General features: G+C 66.7%; 22 protein-coding genes. 4 read left to right on the forward strand and 18 right to left on the reverse strand.

Translation table 11 applies throughout. The features are described 5' to 3' along the window. Window positions 1-2 precede the first annotated feature (2 nt). Genes SL003B_RS19905 through SL003B_RS19930 form a run of 6 tightly spaced genes read right to left on the reverse strand, consistent with a single transcriptional unit; the run spans window position 3 to window position 6590 of the window. Complete coding sequence (locus SL003B_RS19905) at window positions 3-1325, reverse strand: ABC transporter ATP-binding protein (RefSeq protein WP_013654676.1); 1323 nt, start codon at window positions 1323-1325, stop codon at window positions 3-5. Further along, window positions 1318-2046: an ABC transporter ATP-binding protein gene (locus SL003B_RS19910; RefSeq protein ID WP_013654677.1), complete on the reverse strand. Its 729-nt coding sequence runs from the start codon at window positions 2044-2046 to the stop codon at window positions 1318-1320. The genes SL003B_RS19905 and SL003B_RS19910 overlap by 8 nt, the downstream gene beginning before the upstream one ends. After that, window positions 2043-2981: a branched-chain amino acid ABC transporter permease gene (locus tag SL003B_RS19915; RefSeq protein WP_013654678.1), complete on the reverse strand. Its 939-nt coding sequence runs from the start codon at window positions 2979-2981 to the stop codon at window positions 2043-2045. Before SL003B_RS19915 ends, SL003B_RS19910 begins: the two co-directional genes overlap by 4 nt. Continuing rightward, a complete protein-coding gene (locus SL003B_RS19920) occupies window positions 2978-3844 on the reverse strand; it encodes a branched-chain amino acid ABC transporter permease (RefSeq protein ID WP_013654679.1) in 867 nt (288 codons plus the stop codon). Before SL003B_RS19920 ends, SL003B_RS19915 begins: the two co-directional genes overlap by 4 nt. Before the next feature lie 54 nt (window positions 3845-3898). Continuing rightward, window positions 3899-5098 (reverse strand): amino acid ABC transporter substrate-binding protein, encoded by a 1200-nt coding sequence (locus SL003B_RS19925; protein ID WP_013654680.1) that lies wholly within the window; start codon window positions 5096-5098, stop codon window positions 3899-3901. A gap of 37 nt (window positions 5099-5135) precedes the next feature. After that, complete coding sequence (locus SL003B_RS19930; protein WP_013654681.1) at window positions 5136-6590, reverse strand: aldehyde dehydrogenase family protein; 1455 nt, start codon at window positions 6588-6590, stop codon at window positions 5136-5138. Between the two features lie 151 nt (window positions 6591-6741). On the opposite strand from SL003B_RS19930, the gene SL003B_RS19935 reads away from it, so the two are divergent. Further along, on the forward strand, window positions 6742-7665 hold the full coding sequence (locus tag SL003B_RS19935; protein ID WP_013654682.1) for an AraC family transcriptional regulator: 924 nt from the start codon (window positions 6742-6744) through the stop codon (window positions 7663-7665). A gap of 242 nt (window positions 7666-7907) precedes the next feature. Then, window positions 7908-8711: a cyclic nucleotide-binding domain-containing protein gene (locus tag SL003B_RS19940; RefSeq protein WP_339325432.1), complete on the forward strand. Its 804-nt coding sequence runs from the start codon at window positions 7908-7910 to the stop codon at window positions 8709-8711. A 55-nt stretch (window positions 8712-8766) separates the two neighbouring features. Here SL003B_RS19940 and SL003B_RS19945 read toward each other — a convergent pair whose 3' ends face one another. From SL003B_RS19945 to SL003B_RS20000, 12 genes are all read right to left on the reverse strand, one after another. Continuing rightward, window positions 8767-9663, reverse strand: coding sequence for a flagellin (locus SL003B_RS19945; RefSeq protein ID WP_013654684.1), 897 nt, complete (start codon window positions 9661-9663; stop codon window positions 8767-8769). Window positions 9664-9703: 40 nt separating this feature from the next. Next, window positions 9704-11083: a flagellar hook-associated protein FlgK gene (gene flgK, locus SL003B_RS19950; RefSeq protein ID WP_013654685.1), complete on the reverse strand. Its 1380-nt coding sequence runs from the start codon at window positions 11081-11083 to the stop codon at window positions 9704-9706. A 12-nt stretch (window positions 11084-11095) separates the two neighbouring features. Further along, the gene (locus SL003B_RS19955) at window positions 11096-11551 is read right to left on the reverse strand and encodes a hypothetical protein (RefSeq protein ID WP_013654686.1); all 456 of its coding nucleotides are present in this window, start codon (window positions 11549-11551) and stop codon (window positions 11096-11098) included. Between the two features lie 10 nt (window positions 11552-11561). Then, entirely contained in the window at window positions 11562-11828 is a 267-nt protein-coding gene (locus SL003B_RS19960; protein WP_013654687.1) for a hypothetical protein, read from the reverse strand. A 2-nt stretch (window positions 11829-11830) separates the two neighbouring features. Then, window positions 11831-13087: a flagellar hook protein FlgE gene (gene flgE, locus SL003B_RS19965; RefSeq protein WP_013654688.1), complete on the reverse strand. Its 1257-nt coding sequence runs from the start codon at window positions 13085-13087 to the stop codon at window positions 11831-11833. A 9-nt stretch (window positions 13088-13096) separates the two neighbouring features. Beyond that, window positions 13097-13765 (reverse strand): flagellar hook assembly protein FlgD, encoded by a 669-nt coding sequence (locus SL003B_RS19970; protein ID WP_013654689.1) that lies wholly within the window; start codon window positions 13763-13765, stop codon window positions 13097-13099. A 167-nt stretch (window positions 13766-13932) separates the two neighbouring features. After that, window positions 13933-14421 carry a periplasmic heavy metal sensor gene (locus SL003B_RS19975; RefSeq protein WP_013654690.1) on the reverse strand — a complete coding sequence of 163 codons (489 nt, stop codon included), beginning with the start codon at window positions 14419-14421 and terminating at the stop codon, window positions 13933-13935. A gap of 11 nt (window positions 14422-14432) precedes the next feature. After that, entirely contained in the window at window positions 14433-14942 is a 510-nt protein-coding gene (locus SL003B_RS23120) for a hypothetical protein (RefSeq protein ID WP_049792622.1), read from the reverse strand. Between the two features lie 205 nt (window positions 14943-15147). Further along, window positions 15148-15594 carry a flagellar export chaperone FliS gene (locus SL003B_RS19985; RefSeq protein WP_013654692.1) on the reverse strand — a complete coding sequence of 149 codons (447 nt, stop codon included), beginning with the start codon at window positions 15592-15594 and terminating at the stop codon, window positions 15148-15150. A 2-nt stretch (window positions 15595-15596) separates the two neighbouring features. Further along, window positions 15597-17264, reverse strand: a complete 1668-nt coding sequence (gene fliD / locus SL003B_RS19990; RefSeq protein WP_013654693.1) for a flagellar filament capping protein FliD — start codon at window positions 17262-17264, stop codon at window positions 15597-15599. A gap of 71 nt (window positions 17265-17335) precedes the next feature. Then, window positions 17336-18160 carry a flagellin gene (locus SL003B_RS19995; RefSeq protein WP_013654694.1) on the reverse strand — a complete coding sequence of 275 codons (825 nt, stop codon included), beginning with the start codon at window positions 18158-18160 and terminating at the stop codon, window positions 17336-17338. A 136-nt stretch (window positions 18161-18296) separates the two neighbouring features. After that, complete coding sequence (locus tag SL003B_RS20000; RefSeq protein ID WP_083812134.1) at window positions 18297-18965, reverse strand: RNA polymerase sigma factor; 669 nt, start codon at window positions 18963-18965, stop codon at window positions 18297-18299. A 494-nt stretch (window positions 18966-19459) separates the two neighbouring features. On the opposite strand from SL003B_RS20000, the gene SL003B_RS20005 reads away from it, so the two are divergent. After that, window positions 19460-19843 carry an MbcA/ParS/Xre antitoxin family protein gene (locus tag SL003B_RS20005; protein ID WP_041375656.1) on the forward strand — a complete coding sequence of 128 codons (384 nt, stop codon included), beginning with the start codon at window positions 19460-19462 and terminating at the stop codon, window positions 19841-19843. Continuing rightward, window positions 19803-20459: an RES family NAD+ phosphorylase gene (locus SL003B_RS20010; protein WP_013654697.1), complete on the forward strand. Its 657-nt coding sequence runs from the start codon at window positions 19803-19805 to the stop codon at window positions 20457-20459. Before SL003B_RS20005 ends, SL003B_RS20010 begins: the two co-directional genes overlap by 41 nt. The last annotated feature ends 261 nt before the right edge of the window (window positions 20460-20720 follow it).

Here is a 20720-nt window from a genome sequence, read left to right on the forward strand (position 1 = left end):
CCTCATCTTTGGCCCGAGCCGGACCGCCAGGCCCTTGCGCGGGCCGCGGCGTCCTCGATCTCGCTCAGGACCGCGTTCAGGCGGGTATCGCTCCTGCCGGGCTCGAGGACCGGCACGGGCATGGGGGTTGGGGCGGACGCGCGCGGGCGCGGCGGCGGCGACGGCTGGCTGGCGCCGTAGCGGGCACGGCTCTCCTCGCTGGCCTGCGCCACCAGGTCGCCGATCGACAGGCCGCCGAGCAGCGCGTCGGCGGCGCCGCGCACGGCCGCGGGCGGCGACGCCGGCCGCTCCGCGGGTCTGGGCTGCGATGCGGCGCCGGCGGTGGTGCGCGCCGGTGCTGGCGGCACTGCCGGCCGGGCCGGTTCGGAGATCGGCCGAGTCGGTTGCGGGGCCGGTTGCGCGGCCTGCGGCCGGGGCAGGGACGCCAGGGCCGCGGCCGCGATCTCGTCGGGAGCCGGGCCGGACGGCCGGATCGGTCGGGACTGGTCCTGTACGGCCGGCGCGACGGCGCGCACGACTTCGACGTCGGGCGGGCGCCGAGCCATGTCCGGCCGGGCCGGGGATGGCGGCGCGACCGGCCCGGCAGGGCGCGCAGCCGCCGACCGAGCCCCCTTGTTGCCGCCGCCCAGATAGGCCGCCTGCACGGCCGGGTCGTTGCGCAGTTCGGCCGCCTTCCCCTCCTGCAGGATGCGGCCGTTCTCGATGAGATAGCCGCGATCCGCGATGGCGAGGCTCTGCCTGGCGTTCTGTTCCACCAGCAGGATGCCGATGCCGGCGTCCCGCACGGTCTTGAGCGATTGAAACAGTTCCTTACACAGCAGGGGGGACAGCCCGAGGGACGGCTCGTCGAGCGTCAGAAGCGCGGGATTGGACATCATCGCCCGACCGATCGCGACCATCTGCTGCTCGCCGCCGGACATGGTGCGGACCTGCTGGCCGCGCCGCTCCCGCAGCTTGGGGAAGAGCCGCAGCACTCGCTCGAGGTTGCCCGCTTCCTCCTCCCGGGCACGGTTGGCATAGGCGCCGAGCGTCAGGTTCTCGGCCACAGTCAGGTCGCCGAAGACGCCGCGGCCCTCGGGCACCAGGGCGATGCCCTCCTCGACGATACGGTTCGCCGCCATGCCCAGGAGCTCGGTTCCCTGCATGACGACAGAGCCGCCGACCTGTCCCTCGCAGATCCCGGAAATCGCCTTCAGCAGGGTGGACTTGCCGGCACCGTTGGCGCCGAGGATCACCACGATCTCGCCGCGGTCGACCCGCAGGTTCACGTCCTCCAGCGCCCTATGCTGGCCATAGGCGGCGGACAAGCCCTTGATCTCAAGCATCGTCATCCCCCAGATAAGCACGGATCACATCCGGGTCGGCAAGCACCTCCGCAGGCGTGCCCTCGGCGATCTTCGAGCCGGAAGCCATGACCACGCACCGGTCGCACAGCGAGCGGATGGCGTCCATCACGTGTTCCACCAGGACGATGGTGCGGCCTTCGTCGCGCAGGGACCGGATCAGCCGGATGCCGTCCTCAAGCTCGGTCGGGTTGAGACCCGCCAGCCACTCGTCGAGCAGGATCACGCGCGGTTCCCCGGCCAACGCGCGCGCCAGTTCAACGCGTTTGGTGTCGATATAGGTCAGCTGGCCGACCGCCATGTGGCCGCGCCCGCCCAGTCCGACCTTCTCCAGCATGGCCTCGGCCACGCTTTCGGCCTCGTGGCCCCAGCGGCGACGGTGGCCGAAAACCGCGCCCGCCATGACGTTTTCCAGCACGGACATCGACGGCAGGAGCCGTACCAGCTGGAACGTCCGGGCAATGCCGCGCCGGGCGATATCCTGGGGCGGCAAGTGGGTGACCGGCTCGCCGCGCAGGCTGATCGTGCCCGCCGACACCGGGAAGGCGCCCGAGATCAGGTTGAGCGTGGTCGACTTCCCCGAGCCGTTGGGGCCGATGAGGCCAAGCACCTCGTGTTCGGCAACGTCGAAATCCATGCGGTTGACGGCGACGAGGCCGCCAAACCGCTTGGCGACGCCGCGCAGCGACAGGACAGGGGTCATGACCAGCCCTCCGCGCGCTGCAGCCGCCGGCGAACCATGTCTATGAGGCCGACGAAGCCCTTGGGCAGCAGGTAGACGATGACCAGGAAGCACACGCCGAGAAGCAGCGTCGTCTGGTTGGGGAAGGAGATCGAGATGGCCTCCCAGAGGAAGGTGAAGGGGATCACTCCGACCAGGGGACCCCACAGTCGTCCGGTGCCGCCGAGGAGCGCCATGATCACGACCTGGAACGACAGCATCGGGGTGAAGGCGAGCGCGGGTTCCAGATAGACGTAGCGCGGGGCCATGATCGCACCGGCGATGGCCGCCACCGCTCCGGGCAGCATGAACAGCAGGATCTTGGCCCGTGCCGTGTTGATGCCCGAATGCCTGGCCACCTGCTCGTCGTCGCCGATGATACGCAGGGCGAAGCCGAGCCTCGAGCGGGCGATCAGCCAGCCCAGCAGCCAGACCAGAGCGGCCAGCGCCATCAACTGCCAGTAGATGTGCTTTTCGGTGATCGAGGTGAGCACATAGATGCCCTTGGTGCCGGAAATGTTCTGGCCCCAGGTGATGAGCTGGCGGATGAACTCCGCAAGGCCCAGGGTGAAGATCACGAAATAGACGCCGGAGAGCTTGAGGGTGGTCAGGCCGATCAGGGCCGCCATGACCGCGCCGGCGAGGCCGGCCAGCGGCAGGAGAAGCCAGTAGGGCAGGGCGTCGATGCCAAGACCGGTGACATAGGCTCCGACCCCGAAGAAGGCGGCCGTTGCCAGCGAGATGTAATGGGTCGGGCCCGAGAACAGGGCCCAGCTGGTCGCCAGCACCGTGTACATGGCGATGGTCACGCCGATGGTCAGCCCGTACGGACCGATCATCCAGGGCAGGCCCGCCGCCAGCATCAGGGCGAGAGCCGACAGCGTCAGGTTGCGCCAATCGGTAGCGGTCAGGTTCATGACGTGCTCCTTCCGAACAGGCCCTGCGGGCGGACCAGAAGCACGATGATGAAGACCAGATAGGCCGCGGCCAGGGTCAGGCCGGGGTCGATGACCGTTGCGACAAAGGTTTCGAGCAGGCCCAGCAGCAGGGCCGCCACGACCGTGCCGCGCACGTCGCCCACGCCGCCCATGATGACGATGACCAGGGCCTTGAGGGTGAACAGGCCACCGGTCGAGGCATCGAGGGTCAGGAAGGTGGAGATCAGCGCGCCGCCCGTCGCCGTCACCGCGCCGCCGAGCGCGAAGGCAAAGGCGGCCATGCGCATGACGTCGATGCCGACAAGCCGGGCGCTGTCGGGCGCGACCGCGATGGCGCGGATGGTCATGCCGGCCCGGCTGCGGTTCAGCCACAGCCACAAGGCGCCGCAAATCACGACCGCTGCGGCGAAGGCCGCGATGCGGTTGGCGCCGTAGGTGCTGCTGAAGATGTGAACCGGGACCGACAGATAGGAATAGCTGAAGTAGTCGCCGCCGAAGAGCGCGAGCATCAGGCCGACGGCGACGAACGACAGGCCGAAGGTGGTCAGGATCGAATCCACCTCCAGCTGGCCGCGCGACCTGGCACGCCTTACCAGCGGGCGCAGGAAGACCACATAGACCAGCCAGTTGAGCAGGAAGGCGGCGGGCGCCACCAGAAACACGGTCAGGAGCGGGCTGATCTGCCCGCCCGTCCAGAACCAGAAGGCCGCGAAGGCGCCGGCCACCAGCATCTCGCCGTTGGCGAGGTTCATGATCCGGGCCATGCCGTATTGCAGGTTGAGGCCCATCGCGATCAGCGCGTAGGTCCCGCCCAGCAGCAGCCCTGTTATGATGACGTCCATACGTATCCCCTAAGGAGTAGCCCCGGGGCCGAAAAGTCCCGGGGCATGCGCGGATTACTTCCAGGCGCCCTTCTTGAGCACCTCGACCGCGCCTTCACGGCCGGTGGAAGCGACGCCCTTGAACAGGCCGTCCTGCCACTGGCCGACGGTCCAGAAGGACGGATTGTTGTTGTGCTCGTCGAACTCCAGGGCACCGATCACGGTGTCGAAGCTGTTGCCCTTGATGTGATCGAGGATCTTCGCGTTATCGAGACCGACGGCCTCGATCGACTGCTCCAGCACCTGGAAGGTGGCGTAGACGGTCGCGCTCGCCCAGAAGTCGGGCTTGGCGCCGGTCACTTCCTCATGCCGCTTGGCATAGTCCTGGAAGTCCTGTCCGTCGGCATGGACGCCGCCGATGCCGAGCACGCCATCGATGCTGTCGCCGAAGCGGGCGGCATAGGCCGGGAACGCGGTCGCGACCGCGGTGAAGAAGGCGCCGACCTGGAGATCCTCGACGACTGCCTGTTCTGTGAGAGCGAAGGTGTCCGGCGGATAGGACCAGGCAACGAAGGCGTCGGGGCCCGCCGCCTTGGCGGCCTTCATCACCGGCGACAGGTCCTGCGTGCCGAGCGGATAGGACGACTCGTAGACCAGCTCGAAACCGGCAGCCTGGAAGGCCGGCTTGGCCTCGTTCGCGAGTTCGATGCCGAAGGCGTCAGCTACGTTGACCATGGCCAGCTTGTTGCCGATGTCGCCTCGATCGCGCAGCTTCGACAATACTTCGACGGCCCCCTGCACGATCGGCTTGGCGCCGCCCAGGGTGATGAACACGTTGGGGAACTTGCTGGAGATCTCGTCCGCTTTGTCGGTCGTGGCGGTCGAGGTGATCATCGGGATGCCGTAGCGATGGTAGATGGGCGCGGCCGCGAGGTTGAGGCCGGTGGAATAGGGCGGCAGCACGATGCGGGCGCCATCCTGGTCGATCAGGCGCTGGACGGCCTTGATCGTCTCGCCCGGATTGGTCTGGTCGTCATACTCGATGACCTCCAGCTTCATCTGCTTGCCGTCGACGGTCAGGCCGCCGCGGGCATTCACGGTTTCCACCCACAGCTTGACGTTCGGCCAGTAGGTGACGGCCGCACCGCCGGCCAGCGGGCCGGTCTTCGGGGCGACCGCACCGACCTTCAGCACGTCCTCGGCCAGAGCGGGGCCGCCCGCGACGCCGGCCATCAGGGCAAGCGCCGCCAGTTTGTTGAAAGTCCTGCGTTTCATGCTGTCTCTCCTCCCACATTGCTTCCAAATGCGCCGGTCATCCCCCGGCAGGGTCCGAAGCGGGTTCGGCCCGCTCCGTCATCCACTGGATCTCGGTGAACTCCTCGATCACCGCCCGTCCGCCGAAGCGTCCGTAGCCGCTTGCCTTGACGCCGCCGTAGGGCATCGCAGGGTCGTCACACACCGTGGAACCGTTGATGTGAACCGCGCCGACCTCGAGCCGCCGCGCAATGGCGCGGGCGCGATCCAGATCGCGGCTGAACACCGCCGCAGTGAGCCCGTATTCGGTGTCGTTCGCCACCGTCACCGCCTCCTCGGCGTCGGCGACGCGAATGACCCCGACGGCCGGACCGAAGATCTCCTCCTCATAGATCCGCATGCCGTAGGCGACGTGATCGAGGACCGTCGGCTGCATCAGCGTGCCCGAACTCTCGCCGCCGGTGATCAGGACGGCGCCCTTGGCGACGGCATCCTCGACCAGGCCGTGGAGCCGCAGCACGGCCTCCGGGCCGATCACCTGGCCGAGCGGGCTGCGGCCGGTTGCGGGGTCGGCCCGCAGCCGTTCGGCCTGCTCCTTCAGCAGGGGGACGAACCGGCCGGCAACGGCGTCCTCGACCACGATGCGGTCGGTCGACATACAGACCTGGCCCTGGTTGAAGAAGGCGCCATGCGCGATGGTGCGCGCCGTCGCTTCCAGATCCGCGTCCGCCAGGATGATCGACGAGGCCTTGCCGGAAAGCTCGAGCAGACAGCGCTTGAGATGGCGGGCGGCCAGGACCGCGATCTCGCGGCCGACGCGGGTCGAACCGGTAAAATTGACACGGCGGACGGCAGGATGCGCGATCAGCGCTTCGACCACGTCACGGGAATCCTCCGGCGCGTTGCTGACGAAATTCAGAACGCCGTCGGGCAGACCGGCGTCGATTAGCGCCCGGGTCACCGTCTCGTGTATCTTGGGGCACAGTTCCGAGCCCTTGAGGACGACCGTATTGCCGAGCGCCAGGGGGGCTGCCACGGCCCTGACCGCCAGCGTGACCGGGGCATTCCAGGGCGCCAGGCCCAGGACGACGCCGGCCGGGCGTCTGACGATCCGGTAATCCAGGCCCGGCGGGGCACCCGCGGCCGCCGTCTCGCCGACGGCACCGGCCAGCGAAGCGGCCTGGCTCAGGGTATCCTGGGCGATCCTGACGTTGAAGGCGATCCAGTCGGCGGCCGCGCCGACCTCGCGCTCGCCGATCGCGCACAGCTGCGGCAGGCGCTCGTGCAGGATCGCTGCTCCGCGCAGAAGCAGGCTCGCCCGGCGCTCCGGATCGAGCGCGGACCAAGCGGGAAAGGCCCCCGCTGCGGCATCCGCCGCGGCCGATGCCTCGCTCGTACCGAGGGCGGCCGCCTGGGTGACGATGTCGCCCGTGACGATGTCCCGGCGCTCGTAGAGACGCTGGTCGGGAGCGGCCACCGCGGCCCCCGCTATGATGCCATGCGCTACGAACACGTCGTCCTCCCAAACGGCGTTTCGAGACAATTTCGCAGCCCGCGGACGTTCTCCTCCGAACTCGCCGGGCCTTGGTCGGCTATTTTGTTTGACAAGCGCCGCGAGTAAATGACGATTTGTGGGATTGTCTTCTCATTTTGCGGGAAATCGAATGCCTCACCGCCGTTTTGATCCGCACCAGCCTGCGCCGCGCGCCGAAACGCCCGTGCGCGCCGAAGGGTTCCGCGCGGCGCTGCAGACCCGCGTGCTCGGCCGCGCGGGGCTCGGCGATGAGGACAGTTTTCGCGTGCTCCTGCTGGAGCGGGGCAGTGCGGTGCTGCGCGGCACGGACAGGCAGCCGCTGCCCGTTGCCGGCCGTCTGGTCGGCTGGTTCCCCTGGCGGGAGGACATGCGCCTCGACCTGGCGGCGGGCGCGCAGGGCACCCACCTCCTGCTCGGCATCGCCACCTTGAACCGGGTCCTGCAACGCCGCCCGGAAGCCGCCCAGCTCCAGTTCATGGCGAGCCGTCCGTCGCTCCTGCGCCTGGAACCGGACGATCCGGCCGCGGAGGCCGTGGCCGCGTGCTTCGCTGGCATCCTGGCGGAGACGCTGCGTCCCGGCCCGATGTCGTCTGCGGCGGTGGATTCGCTGCTGCACGTGCTGCTCGTGCATCTCTATCGGGGACAGGCACATGGTGGGGCGGCCGAGGGGCAGGCCGGCGGCGGCCAGGCGCTGGCCGGGCAGTTTACGGCGCTGGTCGAAGGCCATTTCCGCGACCGCTGGCCGGTGGCCCGCTATGCAGCGGAACTGGGCATATCGCGCGACCGGCTGAACGACATCTGCATCCGGGCCCATGGCCGCCCGCCGGCCCGGCTGATCCGCGAGCGGCTGCTGCTGGAGGCGCGCATCTACCTGGAGACCTCGCCGCTCGCCCTCGGCGAGATCGCCGGCGTGCTCGGCTTCGCCAGCGCGTCACAGTTCTCGCGCTTCTTCACCGACATGACAGGGCAAACCCCAGGGCGGTACAGGTCGAGTCAGTCTGCCTCGGCGATGGCCGAAGGCGCGGAGCGGACGGCGATCCACGACTGGCCGTGAGCACGGCGCGAAAGTGCCAGTCGGGGCCGACCAGGGTAGTCGGGGGCTGTCAGATGCCCGGCCGGAATGCCGCGACACGCGCGGGGTCGGTCTCGATCCGGGCCGCGTCGGCGCTTCTCTTGCCGCCCGCCGTCATGGAATCGCCGGTCGGGGCAGTCCTCGCACACAATCCCGACTTGCCCGTTTTGTCTGCAGCCGCGAACAACGATAACCATCGGAACAGCAGATGCTAGCCCGTAGCATTGCATCTGCCGTTTGGTGATACGATAAATATCAAGCGAGCAACCTCAATCGGTCCGATGCGCCCTCACGAACTGCCCGAGATCCGCCACCTGCCGCTGTTTCGCGACATGCGCCAGAGCAGCTTCGAAGCGCTGATGCAGGCCGCCTATGCGCAGAACTTTCCTGCCGGGCTGGACCTGATCCGCCAGGGCGATCCTGCCGATTTCCTGCATGTGGTGATGGAAGGCTTGGTCGAGCTGTACGCGCACTGGGACGATCACGAGGCGACGATGGCGGTGGTCAACCCTGTCGGCACTTTCATCCTCGCGGCGACGATCCGCGACGCGCCCTACCTGATGTCGGCGCGCACCCTGGAGCGGTCGCGAATCATCTTGGTGCCGTCGAGCGATCTGCGCGCTATCTTCCGACAGGACAGCGAATTCGCGGTTTCCGTCATTCAGGAACTGGCGGGCTGCTACCGCGCCGTGGTGCGGCATGCCAAGGGCCTCAAGCTGCGCAATTCGCGCGAGCGCATCGCCTCCTACCTGCTGCGCCAGTCGCGTCTGGCCGGGAACGCGCCGAGCTATTTCCTGCCCGTCGAGAAACGCCTGCTGGCCAGCTATCTCGGCATGACGCCGGAGAACCTCAGCCGGATCCTGAAAGCGCTCGAACCCGTCGGCGTGAAGATCGACGGCATGCGCGTCGTCATCACCGATCGGGGAAAGCTGACGGCGTTCGTCAAGCCCGACCGACTGATCGACGGCCCCGACCTGGACGCCGTCGGGGCCGTGTCGAGCCTTCCGCCGGTCAAGCTCGCGACGTGACGGGCTTGCCGGTTAGACCGGCAGACGGGCCGGGACGCGGCATGCTTCGGAAAAACTAGCGCAGGTAGTCGAGCAGGGACATGCTGGAGAGCTTGCCGATGGCAGCGTAGCTTGCCTGAAGCTGGGTCTCCAGTGTGGCGATCTCGGCGGCGACGACGACCGCATCGACCCCCTTGCGGGCACTGATCATCTCTTCCAGCGTGGCGATGTAAGTACTCTCCGCCTCGATCGTCGCCTCAAGGGTCGCCGCCTTGGTGGCCAGGCCGCTCTGGAGGGCGATGATGCCGTCCTGCGCCTCGACCAGCAGAGCCGCCACCTCGGACAATTCGTCCAGGTCCAGCGGGTCGGCGGTCGCCACATAGGACAGCACCCGCAGCGCGGTCTCGAAGGCCGTGGCGTCGCCGGTCACGCCATAGTCGAGCACCCGGGTCGCGCCGATCCGTGCCGATTGCAGCAGGTCGTCGCCCTGATAATAGCCGGCATCCGCCGTGGCCAGGCTTGTCGCCTGGTAGCCGTCCAGCACGACCGGTGCCGAGCCGGTGAGGCTGCCGGCAAAGAGATAACGCCCCTCGAACTGGGTGTTGAGCTGGCTGGCCATGTCCTCCAGCAGGCCGGCGGCGACACTCTGCAGGTCGGAGATTTGGTCGACGGTCATCGTGCCGGCGACCTCTGCGCGCATGCGGGTGAGGAGGTCGCTCATCGCGCCGACGGCGGAATACATCATCTCGACACGGTCGAGGGTGGTCTGCGCTGACGACAGGTAGGAGCCGGCGCGCGTCGCGGCCACTTCCAGGCTGACCAGCGCCTCGCCGCCCGTGCCGAGGCCGGCATAGCTGGACGCGATCTCGCCCGAGGCTTGCTGGATCTGCTTCTGCGCCAGCCGCGCCTGCGTCTGCATGGCATGCTGCAGCAGGCTTTCTGCGTGAGAGAATGTGGCAACCCTTGCGACCATCACGACCTCCTGTCGATTTCAGCGCGGCGGGACCGTCAGCTCAAGCGATCGCAGCGAGCAGGTCCTCATACATCTGTTTCAGGATGCTGAGCACCTGGGCGGAGGCGGAATAGAGCTGCTCCAGATTGGACATGCGTGCCGTCTCCTCGTCGATGTTGACGCCATAGAGCGAGGACATGGTGTCGGAAATCTCCGCCAATTGCGCCGTCGCCCGTTCGAGGTGGGCACTGGCGGAATTGGCGTCACTGACGACAAGCGACAGCAGACGGGCGGCATAGTCGGCGAACGTGCTCTCGCCGCCCCCCTGCCGCGCTGTGTCGGGGAAGGCCGTCTTGCCCTGCAAGGCCTCCACCAGGGCCGTGGCAATGTCCGCGCCACCGGTTTCCGGCAGGAGCGCCGAAGGCGTGCGCAGCAGATCGCCATTGACTGTGATATCGGTGGCGTCCGTCCCCGAAAGCAGATCGGGCGACACCGCATTGAGGCTGGAGACCAGCGTCGAGGCCAGAGCATCCAGCATCTCCTGCACTTCGGGCAGCGTGCTGTCGCGCAGGGCCAACAGCGCGCCGATCTCGCCTTCGGTCATGCTGGCGGTGATGTCCTTGCCGTCCACAGTGATCCCGGAGAGGCCCGAGCCGCTGCCGTCATAGACGACCCCGGCGCCGACCGAGGAAGACGGATCGAAGGACAGCAGGTGGGCGCGGCTGTCGACCAGCACCTGGCCGGTGGTGGTATAGACCTTCATGCTGCCATCGTCGGCGATGAAGCTGGTGACGCCCAGCGACTGCGACAGGGTGGCCAGCGCCTGGTTGCGCTGATCCTCCAGGTCGGCCGTCGACTGGCCGCGGGCGGCGGTGGCCAGGATCTGCTCGTTGAGGCTGGCGATCGCGGTAATGGTATCGTTCGCCGAGGTCACGGCGGCGGCGATGTCGGTGTCGGCGGCGCTGCGCAAGCTCTGGACCGAGGCCGACAGCGCGCGCAACTGGGCCGCCAGTTCGTCGAGCTCGTTGACCGCGGTTGCCGCCAGCGACACGCTTTCCGGCGTGTCCGCCAGGGCGGCGAAGGCCTCTTCTACCGCCGCGAGACTGTTGGCCAACGAGGTGCCGTTGCCGGAACTGGACGAGGTGCTGCCCATCAGGCTCTGAAGCCGGTCGAGATAATCGGCCGTGACGCCGGCCTCGCCGGCCGCGGTCGTCGCCGCCACCAGGTCGGCAAGCAGGATGCGGCTGACGCCAGAGGTGATCTTGCCGACCGTGACGCCGGAGCCGGTCCCTGCCGTCGTCAGCGCCACTGAGGACGCGGTCTTGCGCGTGTAGCCCTCGGTGTCGGCATTGGCGACGTTGTTGGCCGCGATCGAGAGCTGGACCTGGGTGGACGCCAGCGAACTGGTGGCGATCAGTCCTGCGGCTGCCAGAGTGGTCATCGGCGGACTCCGTCACACTTCCAGACCGTGTTGGATCGAGACGGTGCCGCCGGCGGTACCCGGCCGGTAGCGCCCGTCGCCGCCATAGGCGATCGGCTGAAGCCGATCTTCTCGGATGGCCCGCATGATGGCCTCCACCCGTCGCCGGCTGCAGGCCAGCGCTTTCAGCAGATGCCGTGAATTCTCCGCCAGGACCTGCTCGAGCCGGCCCACCCGCTCGAGCAGGTCACTGGACAGTTCGGCCGAGGCCTTGAGCAGCACCAGTTGCTGGTTGCGCACCATGCCGAGCCAGCGCTCGAACTCGGTGGCCAGTTCGTGCTTGCGGAACACCTCCTCGTTACGCACGAGGGGAAAGCCGCTGGCAAGGCGCCGGTTCTCGGCTTCGGCCACCGCCATCAACTGGTCGACGAGATGGATGAGCCGGTGCACCGCCGCATCGGCCGCCGCCCGTTCGAGATCGTCCTGCATCGCCTTGTCCTCAATCCTTGCGCCGGCCTGACAGCCGCGCGCCGCAGCGGGCATAGGCCCCTGCCGAAATTGTGACCGCCTGCAGCCGCGACAGTTCGGCCGCCAGCCGGTCGCGCTCGATGCGCATTGCGGCCAGCAAATCCTTCACGTCCTGCCTGAGCAGCAGCAGCCGCAGACGTTCGTGGGCGTCGCCGACCCTTCCCGACCGGGCCTCGCAAGCCGCCACCAGGGTCCGCAGGCGCCGCAGCAGCGGATCGCTGTCGGGCTCCCCCACCATGGTCAGCGCACCGCCTGCATCAGCGACTGGAACATTTCGTTGGACGCCGACAAGATCTGCGAAGCGGCGGAATAGGCCTGTTGCGCCGTCAGCATGCGGCTGAATTCGGTACTGGTATCGGTGGTGCTGGCTTCCAGATAGCCGCCATTGATGGTGCCTACGCCGCCGGTCCCCGCCAGGTGCAGCGTGCTGTTGCCCGAATAGGACGAGCGGGCGTAGATGCCGTTGCTCATCTCGGTCAGGCCGTTGGCATTGGGGAAGGTGGCCACCGGGATCTTGTAGATGACCCTCTGCTCGCCGTTGTCGAAGAAGGCGGTCACCGAGCCATCCGCGCCGATCTCGACGCCGGTCAGAGCGCCATAAGCGAGTCCGTCCTGGGTGATCGACTGGATGGCGATGTAAGGGTCGGTGCTGCCGGAGGCGTATTGGGTGAGGCCATTGGCTGCCCCGAGCGTTCCCAGATTGAGCGCGATGGCGCTGTCGGCAGCGCCGGTGGTCCAACCGGCGATCGTGAGCTCGGCGGGTGACGGATCGGTCACGGCGAGCGTACCGTCGGAATTGAAGGTGATGGTGACAGGGGTGCTGGTCACCGTGCCGCTGGCAGCGGTGCCGCCGGCCAGGGTCGGATCGGCGAAACTCATCTCCCAGGTGTTGGCATCGGTCTTGGTCCAGGTCACGGTGATCGTGTTGGTGGTGCCGAGACTGTCATAGACCTCGATCGTGGTGTCGAAACTGTCGCCGACGGCCGCGTCGGCCGGCAGGTTGGCCTGCATGGTCACGTTGGACGTGGCGCCGACGGAGCTCTTGACGGAGTCCACGTCGATCGGCACCAGGGACGCCTCGCTGGTGCCGGCAACGGGATTTCCCGAGGCGTCGGTGGCCCAGCCCAGCAGATAGTAGCCGCCATTGGTCAGATAGCCGTTGGCGTCGATCTCGAACTCGCCGTTGCGGGTATAGTAGGTTTGACCGCCGCTGACCTCCGAGGACACGACGAAGAAGCCGCTGCCCTCAATCGCCAGATGGGTGCTCGAGGAGGAGGAGACCAGCAGGCCCTGCTCGCTGACCGACGAGCGGGTCGAGGCGACCACGCCGCCGCTGGAGGAACTGGTGGTCCCGGCGACCAGACTGGTGAAGCTGGTCGAACTGGCCTTGTAGGCCGTGGTCTGCGAGTTCGCCAGGTTGGACGAAACGTTGGAGAGCGCCTGGCTCTGGGCATAGAGCGAGGAAATGGCGGAGTTGAGGGCGCCCATCAGGCTCATGGCTGCACCTCACGCCGCTCGGATGGTGAGGATATTGCCGACGAGCACCGAGGCGTCGCCGATCTTCAGCACCGAACTGCCGTTATCGACATCGATGCCCGTGACCTTGCCGATGACCGTGGTCGAGCCGGAAACGTCGTTGCCGGAGGCATCGGTGGCCGTGACGGAGATGGTGTAACTGCCGCCGTCCTCAAGCTGGGTGCCGCTTGAGGTGATCCCGTCCCAGCTGAAATAATGCGAGCCAGCACCGGTCTCCCCGGCGCCGCTCCACACCGACTTGCCGCTCTCGTCATAGATGGTGATGGTTACCTCGGAGGCGGTGGACTCGAGCGAATAGCCCCAGGTCGCAGCGCCGTCAGCGAGCGTGGTCGTGTTGCCATAGGCCTCCACGGTCTGACCGAGATATCCGAGGCCGGATCCCGAGATCATCTGCGACACGGACGACGCGATGGAGGAGAGTTGCTCGCTGATCTCCGTCTGCGTGTCGTAGCTGGCATAGGAGACCATGCGGTCGAGATAGGTATCCGTGTCGGTCGGATCGAGCGGGTTCTGGTTCTGCAGCTGCGTCAGCATCAGCGACAGGAAGTCGGAACTCGTCAGCCCGAGGGTCGAACTGCTGCTGCCCGTCGACGAAGACGACGTGGCATAGCTGTAGGAATTTACTGTCGAGATGGTCATGATTGCCCAGACAATTTTCGTGAACCGAAAAGTGCCGGACGGCTACGTTGACAAGCTCTGCCGAGCGCCGTCCGATTGTTTTAGAAACGGACGGGCGCCGGAAATCAGGCGCATTCATCTTGAGATCTACTGGGAAAAGCGTTTCTAGGCGCCTGTGCCGCAGGCCCCTAACGCCTGACGGGCGGCGGAGGCCGGAGGGCGTGCAACTGCTCGATCACGTCGGCAAAGGCAGCACGGTCGACGGGATCGATATCGCGCATCAGGTCGACGACGGTGTCCAGCATCGCCAGATCCATGGCCGTTCGCCGGTCGATCGCGGATCGCACCACGTCACGGAAATCGGCCTCGTCGAAAGGCTGCCGGCGCAGGCTCGCGGCAACCTGCTCGGCGAAGGAACTGCCCGCCGCACCGCTGCGTTCCATCTCGGCCGCGACGGTCGCAAGGGTGGCCCTCACGCGCTCCATGCCCGCCGCCGTCAGCCGCGGCTCGAGGCGCATCTCCACGTCGCGCAGGATATCGGGTGGAAACGGCGGCCGCGGCGGGCGATTGGCGACGCCGCCGAGTACCCAGCCCGCGAGGAACAGGTTGGCGGCAAGAGAAACGAGAAGCAGTCTGGTCAGCGGCGAGGACCGCTTGCGGTCCGGGGTCGAGGTCACGCGCAGATCCGTCACGATAGGTCAAACACGGAAAAGAACGTCGGAACGGACCGATAAGTCAACAGCGTGTCCGTCTGGCTCGCGTCCAGATACCTGAGCGCAAAGCCGAGCACGAAAAAGAGCATCAAGGTCGCGACAACCCGGGTGCCGCCAAACCGATTTGCCAGATCGCGCAGGATCCAGATCGGCCCGCCGGCACGCTGCCTCGCGTCCGTGTCCGGGCCGCGCCGCTTCGCCGCAGCGGCGGTTCGGGCCGGCATGCGCCCCAAGCCGGCAGCCGGCGCCTCCAGCGCCGCCCGGCGGGCGATGCGATCGGCCAGGCCCGCCGGCGCTCTCGGGCTGCCGGCGGAAGCCGAGAAGGCTGCGCGCAGCCTTCGCATCTCGTCGAGCGCTGCGCGCGCGGCATCGCTTTCCTCCAGCAGGGCACGGGCCGCAGCGGCGTCCGGCCAGCGCGCCGGATCGTCGCCGTAGCGGTCGAGACAGTCCCGGAACTCCTCGAGTGTCATCGTGGTCTTGGACATTTCCACTCGTCGACCTCCGGACCGTCCCAGGCTTCCTGCCCGGGGATCCCCAGCTTGCGCGCCGGGTCACGCTAGCTTGGAACTTTCAGGCTGTCCAGCATCGCCCCGGCGTCTGGGTGGCGACAAAGCCCGGTGAGCGATGTCCAGAAAGCCTTTGACAACAAGGACACACCCGACCACGCGCCGGCGCGCGACCGAGGCCGAATCAGGCAGCATCGGGGCCTTGCCAAGGGGGGGCACCAATCTCCTCGAGCCGGCGCGGCGTGCCGCGCGGCTCCATCGCCGCCAGGGCAGCAAAGGCGTCGCGCAGGGCGACAAGGCCGAGAACGAGGGCGCGTAGGCGCTCGGCCGCGTCCGCCTTGCCGATGGCCGCGTTGATGGCGAAGATGTTGCGCGTGTAGGTGTCGCACAGCTGTTGTGCCAGGGTACCGCCGCGGTCCATGTCCAGCGTGCCGCGCAGCCCGCGCAAGATGGTGACCGCACGCTGGCCGCGCTCGAAGGCTACGTCGTAGCGGCCGAGCCGGGCATGCTGTTCCGCGTGGGTCAGCGCGTTCACCACCTCGTCATAGAGCAGGACAACGGCATGGGCAGGCGGGACGGCAGTGGCCGCCCGACGGTAGGCATCGATGGCGCGGGCCATGGGCAGGGTCATGATCAATCGTCTCCGGCGTTAAGCAGGGCTTCCAGATAGGTCAGGGTCGAATTGGCTTGCTCGATCGCCGCCTGATAGGCGGCATAGCGCTGGGTCAGGAAGCTGCGATAGCTTTCCGCCCGACTGCGGATGCTGGAGGCCCGTTCCTCCAGTGCCGTATTCTTGTCCGTCAGGTTGGCAATGATCTCGGCCAGCGTGCCGGAACTCGAATCGGCGACAGCAGCCACTGCTGTCGCCAGTTTCTCGGTCAGACCCGAGGAGAAGCTCAGCTCGACCGACTGCGACGCGCTGCCCGTGAACACGAAGGTGATGCCTTCGTAGGCCGTGCCCTTGGCGCCGATGATGCGGGCGCCGTTGACGGTGAAGGCGGACGCGTCGCCGTCGACGGCGACGGAGGCAATGGCACCGTTCTCGTCGACGACGATGTCGAGCGTCAGGCTGTCCGGCATCGCCGTGCTGCGCGACAGCAGCGCCACATCGGACGAGGAACTGGTCATCTGAAAACTCAGCAGCTTTTCCACCGAGGCCAGATCGTTCAGCAACGCGTTGTTCAGCGTCGTTTCGTTCAGCACCAGTTTGTTCTGGCTGTCGTAGGACAGGCCGAGCAGGGCCATCGAGGTTTCGTCGATCAGGGTTGCGAGCGCGGCGGCGATCTGCGTGTTGGCGCTGCGCAGGGTGCCGTCGCCGAACAGCACGGCATCGCTCGACGCGGCGCCGGAGGAACCGGTCGCCTGCTGGGTCAGCGCCCAGTCGCGATAGGCGTTGTAGGCGGTGACCAGGTCGGTGATCGCGCTCTTGATCGAGGTCAGGTCGTTGGCGATCTCCACGGCGATGGAGGCATCCTCGCCGGTGATCTGATAGAGATTGAAGGTCAACCCGTCGATGACATCGTCGATCGTGTTGCTCTTGCGGGTGATCTCGATGCCGTCGATGCGGATCACCGCATCCTTTGCCGCCTGGACTTCGTTGGCGAAGCTGCCGTCCTCGGAGGTGAGGCCGAGGGCGCTGCCAATGTCGCCTGCCAGGGAGGACAGCACGATCTCCTGGCCGGTTTCCGTTCCTGACAGGACGAGGCGATAGCTATCTTCTGCGACCTTGACCACCGAGGCCTGAATGCCGCTCTGGGTCGAATTGGCATTGATCAGCGCGGCTATTTCCTTCAGCGACATGGTCTCGTCGATGTCGTAGGTGACGCTATCGCCATCGCCCAGAGCGAGGGAAAGGGTGCCCGACAGACCGAGCTCCTCGGTGTTGCTGGCGAACGTGTCTCCGGCCACCTTGTGAACGCTCGCCAGCTGCAGGATCTGCAGATCGTAACTGCCGGTGTTGACGCCATTCTGCGCTGTGACAACCACGGCGGATTCGGCGTTCACGCTGCCCTGGGCGGTCAGGTAGGCCTCGCGCAGGGAGAAGATGTCGTCCTTGACTGTCAGGCTGTCGGTGGTGCCCCGAATGGTGTCCGTGACCGACAGGATAGCCTGCAGCAGCGCCTGCATGTCCTGATAGGCTGCAAGTTTGGTCTCGTTGCTCGCGATCTGTAGGTCGATACGGTCTGCTGGCGCCGTCTTCGCAGCGACGGCAACTTCGATCAAGGCGTTCCAGTCGATGCTGGAGCCGGAACTGGTGTAGCTGTAACTGGTGGTCGACGTCGACGAGGACACTGTGGCCATGGCGCAACTCTCCCGAACAGGACCCGGGGCAAACCTGCCCGCCAGGTGGGGGTGGCGGACAGGTTGACGAGCTACTGCAGAAGCTTCAGAAGGTTCTGCGGCATCTCATTGGCCTGGGCGGCGGCGGCGACGGCTGCCTGCACCTTGACGCTGGTCGCCGACAGGCGCGCCTGCTCGGCGGCGATGTCGACATCGGCGATGGCCGACTGGGCGGCGTCGAGGTTCTCCATGCTGGTGGCGATCGCCTCGGAGCGGAACTCGAAGCGCGACATGGTGGCGCCCATCTTGGCGCGCGCCGCAGAGACGCTGTCGATCGCCGTGTCGAGCGCGGTCATGGCGGCATCGGCGTTGGTGGCGGAGGCCAGGTCGAGCGCGTTGACGCCGATGCTGGTCGCGTCCAGCGCATAGGTGGTCAGCGAAATGGTGTCGCTGACATCGGTGCCGACGACCACGGACAGGCCAGCGGTGGCGGCGGAGGTCGACTCCAGCAGGCTGTCGCCGTTGTAGCGGGTGGACTGGGCGATGCCGTCGATTTCTTCGATGAGTTGCTGGAATTCCGCATCGATATAGACCCGCTCGCTGTCGGTCACCGTGCCCGACGACGACTGGGCCGCGAGCACTTTCATGCGTTCCAGGATGTCGCTGATGCGCGCCGCGCCGCCATCGGCGGTCTGCAGAATGGAGATGGCGTTGGAGGCGTTGGTGCTGGCCTGCTCCAGAACGGCGACATCCGAGCGGATCTTGGTCGAGATGGCAAGGCCGGCCGCGTCGTCCGACGCTTTGGTGATGCGCGAGCCGCTGGCCAGCTTGGCGAGCGAGTCGGACTGGTCGGTCGAATTCGAGTTGAGGTAGCGGACGGCGGTGTTCGCAGCCGTGTTGGTCGAGATAACGGGCATGGACTACTCCTGATATCCTTGATGCCACGCCACGGGATCCGGCGCGGACATGACGCATGTCCTTGCGTCTGGACCCTTGAACGGCAGACGTCCCCCATTTCAGGCGCACCAATTCCGGCTCGACCGCGGTTTTTGGTTAATCGTTGGTAAACAGGGTCGTGATCTCGTCGCCCTTGTTGCGCAGCAACTGGCGCAGTTTCTGCCGTCCGCGCTTGAGCAGCGACTCCACGGCGAAGACAGAAGTCTCCATGATCTCGGCGATTTCGCCGTTCGACAGGTTCTCGTGATAGGAGAGAATGAGGGCGATGCGTTGCTGGCCGGCCAGTTGCGCCATGGCCGCGTTGAGCAGAGCCGTTACCTCCTCCTGCATCATCGTCTGGACCTGGTCGGCGCCGCCGGCCGGCACTTCGGGCAGGTCGTCCATCGCCTCGACGCGCGGCCGGCGCAACAGGTCGATGCACCGGTTGGTGACGACCCGGTACAGCCAGGTCGAGAAGCGCGCCCTGCCCGGCTGCCAGGCGGTGCGGCGGGTCCACAGCTGCAGGAAGGCATCCTGCACCACGTCCTCGGCGTCGGTCGGGTTGCGCAGGATGCGGAACGCGACGGCGTAACCGCGGTCGACATGGCGCTCGACCAGGATACGGAACGCATCCTCGTCGCCGAGACCGATGAATTGCAGCAGATCGTCATCGCTCGCAGACCGCATATCCCCGCCCGCTTCCCGCATCCGCTTGCGACCCGTGTGCGCCGTCGCCTTCGCTTCCCCCGGTCCGGCAGATGCCCGAGTAAGTGTCGCGAAGCCCATGATCGATACCCCCGCCTGCAGCAGTTAGGCGCGTCCGAAGACAGTCGCGCTCAGGCATTGAACGATGACTCATAATATTTCAGGCGCATGATTTAATCATTTTCTTCATTTTTTAAATATAGAGTGAGAAAAATTTTCCTATCTAGTAGGAAACTTTTTCCTATAAGGAAAATTTGAGCGCTTTTTAACCACTATACGCAGGGAGCGCTCGAATACAGCCGCCAAGATAGGCCTTTCGCGGAGCACACAGATGCGTCCCGCACCGAAAGCCGAGCCATAGGCTTTCGAACGTCTCGAATGACCGCCGGCAGCGCGACCCAAGTATCTCCCACATCGTCCCCGACGTCTTGAGCATTTCGGAGGTCGCCGCGAGAGGACCCGGTCGAGTCCCGCCGGTCGTCCTATGAGGTGTCGACGGCGGTACGGAGCGCTTCCCTGGATTTTTCTTTCTGCAAAAATTTTCTGCTATATTGTTTCTATAGAAAGGCTCGGTCATGCCCACACCTCGTACTGCCGCTGCCGCGCGTCCTGAAGCCGGCGCCGTCGTCACCAAGGCCGCCATCCGTGCCGCGGATCGATTGGGCGTCACCGCCCGGACCCTCGCCGCCGTCATCGGCGTCAGCGAGGCGACCGTGTCGCGTATGAAGCGGGGCGCGTTCGGGCTCGAACCGGGGACGAAGCCTTTCGAGCTTGCGGTCCTCTTCGTTCGCCTGTTCCGATCGCTCGACGCGATCGCCGGCGGCGACGAGAAGGTCGCGGCACGCTGGCTTGCCGCCCCCAACACCGTCCTCGGCGCCCGGCCGATCGAGAAGTTGCAGACCGTGAGCGGGCTCGTCGATGTCATCGCCTATCTGGACGCGCGTCGCGCTCTCGTCTGAATTCCGTCGCTTCGATGGCGCGTGCTGGCGGCTGGTCGAGGCCCAGCACCGCGTCTCGACGCTGAAACTGACCGATACGCTCGCCGAGCAGGCCCTGCTGGAAAACCTTGTCGAAGAGACCAAGCCGGCGATCCCGCCGGAGTGCCGCCATCTCGACTTCCTGCTGGCGACGCCTTTCCGCTATGGCGCCGTCTATCCGGACGGGTCGCGCTTCCGGCGCGCCGGGCGCACGCTCGGCGTCTACTATGCGGCCGAAAGCGTCGCCACCGCGGTCGCGGAGACGGCCTTCTACCGGCTCCTGTTCTTCGCCGAATCGCCGGCTACGCCCTGGCCGTCCGGTGCGGCCGAATTCACCGCCTTCTCCGCCGCGATCGCAACCGCACGCCTCCTCGACCTGACGAGCGATCCGCTGTCTCTCGACAGCGGGCTCTGGACCGATCCGACCGATTACGGCCACTTCCAGGCCTTCGCAGACGCGGTCAGAGCGACGGAGGCAGACATGATCCGCTACCGGTCGGTTCGCGACCCGGCCGCGGGCGTCAATCTCGCGATCCTGACGTGCCGCGCGTTCTCGAAGGCCACGCCGGTCGAGCGCCAGACCTGGCGCATCCTGTAGCGCGCAAAAACAAATGGCACTTCGCGCAAGATCAGATGGCAACAGAAATCGCCGTGCGAACGCACGGCCGCGCCGATGGTTCCGCCGTGCCGCGGAGCGAATCCCCGCCGCTCCGGGAACGAGTGGACCCCGGGTCTCGCTGCGCTCGCCCGGGGTGACGGCTGAGTGTGGGGCAAGGGCCGGGCCCTGTGTAGCCGGACACTTGAATTTGTAGCTACTGAAAACCATTAGAGCGGCCTTCGAAGGGCTCCCAAGGACCCT

The organism is Polymorphum gilvum SL003B-26A1 (assembly GCF_000192745.1).
GTDB classification, from domain to species: domain Bacteria; phylum Pseudomonadota; class Alphaproteobacteria; order Rhizobiales; family Stappiaceae; genus Polymorphum; species Polymorphum gilvum.

Coding starts and splice junctions, on each gene's coding strand:
- SL003B_RS19905 (WP_013654676.1), bottom strand. CDS start 1,325: ATGCTTGAGATCAAGGGCTTGTCCGCCGCCTATGGCCAGCATAGGGCG.
- SL003B_RS19910 (WP_013654677.1), bottom strand. CDS start 2,046: ATGACCCCTGTCCTGTCGCTGCGCGGCGTCGCCAAGCGGTTTGGCGGC.
- SL003B_RS19915 (WP_013654678.1), bottom strand. CDS start 2,981: ATGAACCTGACCGCTACCGATTGGCGCAACCTGACGCTGTCGGCTCTC.
- SL003B_RS19920 (WP_013654679.1), bottom strand. CDS start 3,844: ATGGACGTCATCATAACAGGGCTGCTGCTGGGCGGGACCTACGCGCTG.
- SL003B_RS19925 (WP_013654680.1), bottom strand. CDS start 5,098: ATGAAACGCAGGACTTTCAACAAACTGGCGGCGCTTGCCCTGATGGCC.
- SL003B_RS19935 (WP_013654682.1), top strand. CDS start 6,742: ATGCCTCACCGCCGTTTTGATCCGCACCAGCCTGCGCCGCGCGCCGAA.
- SL003B_RS19945 (WP_013654684.1), bottom strand. CDS start 9,663: ATGGTCGCAAGGGTTGCCACATTCTCTCACGCAGAAAGCCTGCTGCAG.
- flgK (WP_013654685.1), bottom strand. CDS start 11,083: ATGACCACTCTGGCAGCCGCAGGACTGATCGCCACCAGTTCGCTGGCG.
- SL003B_RS19955 (WP_013654686.1), bottom strand. CDS start 11,551: ATGCAGGACGATCTCGAACGGGCGGCGGCCGATGCGGCGGTGCACCGG.
- SL003B_RS19960 (WP_013654687.1), bottom strand. CDS start 11,828: ATGGTGGGGGAGCCCGACAGCGATCCGCTGCTGCGGCGCCTGCGGACC.
- flgE (WP_013654688.1), bottom strand. CDS start 13,087: ATGAGCCTGATGGGCGCCCTCAACTCCGCCATTTCCTCGCTCTATGCC.
- SL003B_RS19970 (WP_013654689.1), bottom strand. CDS start 13,765: ATGACCATCTCGACAGTAAATTCCTACAGCTATGCCACGTCGTCTTCG.
- SL003B_RS23120 (WP_049792622.1), bottom strand. CDS start 14,942: ATGTCCAAGACCACGATGACACTCGAGGAGTTCCGGGACTGTCTCGAC.
- SL003B_RS19985 (WP_013654692.1), bottom strand. CDS start 15,594: ATGACCCTGCCCATGGCCCGCGCCATCGATGCCTACCGTCGGGCGGCC.
- fliD (WP_013654693.1), bottom strand. CDS start 17,264: ATGGCCACAGTGTCCTCGTCGACGTCGACCACCAGTTACAGCTACACC.
- SL003B_RS19995 (WP_013654694.1), bottom strand. CDS start 18,160: ATGCCCGTTATCTCGACCAACACGGCTGCGAACACCGCCGTCCGCTAC.
- SL003B_RS20000 (WP_083812134.1), bottom strand. CDS start 18,965: ATGGGCTTCGCGACACTTACTCGGGCATCTGCCGGACCGGGGGAAGCG.
- SL003B_RS20005 (WP_041375656.1), top strand. CDS start 19,460: ATGCCCACACCTCGTACTGCCGCTGCCGCGCGTCCTGAAGCCGGCGCC.
- SL003B_RS20010 (WP_013654697.1), top strand. CDS start 19,803: ATGTCATCGCCTATCTGGACGCGCGTCGCGCTCTCGTCTGAATTCCGT.